Source organism: Mesorhizobium sp. Cs1299R1N3 (assembly GCF_037179625.1).
Classification (GTDB): Bacteria; Pseudomonadota; Alphaproteobacteria; order Rhizobiales; family Rhizobiaceae; genus Mesorhizobium; species Mesorhizobium salmacidum.
The window spans coordinates 1-637 of record NZ_JAPYKQ010000050.1; the positions used below are offsets into that span (position 1 = coordinate 1).

Annotated in this window: 1 protein-coding gene; it reads left to right on the top strand. The window is 63.9% G+C overall.

Going from position 1 to position 637, the window contains the following annotated elements; all coding sequences use genetic code 11:
- Positions 1 to 2: 2 nt before the first annotated feature.
- Positions 3 to 637, top strand: a 635-nt coding sequence (locus O7B34_RS31890; protein ID WP_337149710.1) for a glycosyltransferase family 2 protein, incomplete at its 3' end; no start/stop codon positions are given.

Below are 637 nucleotides of genomic sequence, written 5' to 3' on the forward strand. Positions count from 1 at the left end.
TCGTGGTGCCTGCGCGGAACGCCGAGGTCACGCTCACACAAGCGCTCGATTGCCTCCTCGGCCAGGGCATTGCTGATTGGGAGGCGATCATCGTCGACGATGGCTCGACGGATAATACCGCGCAAATCATCGCCGGTTATGTTGAGCGCGATGCCCGGTTTCGCACAGCGAACTCGCGCGCCCATAGCGCCGCGGGCGCGCGCAATGAAGGGATTTCGATGGCGCGTGGCCGCTGGCTGATGTTCCTGGATGCGGACGATTGGGTGGACGCCGGCTTCCTCGCAAGGATGCTGGCCGCACTGGAGACCGCGCCGGATGCCGTGGCTTGCTATTGCGGTTCCCGGCGCGTGATGCCCGATGGCGCACTGACCCCGTCGAGCATCGCGACCGAGGTTGCGATTGAACCCTTCGAGGCATTCGCGCGCCGATGTGCCATCCGCACGCACGCGCTGCTGATCGACCGGGAAACAATCGTCGAGTTGGGCGGCTTTGATGTGTCGCTGCACACCTGCGAGGACTGGGATTTGTGGCAGCGCGTCGCACGTCAAGGCAAACCTTGGGTGATGGTCGACGAGCCGCTCGCTTTTTATCGGGCAAGCCCCAACTCGCTCACCCGCAATTCGAGGCAGATGCTGGC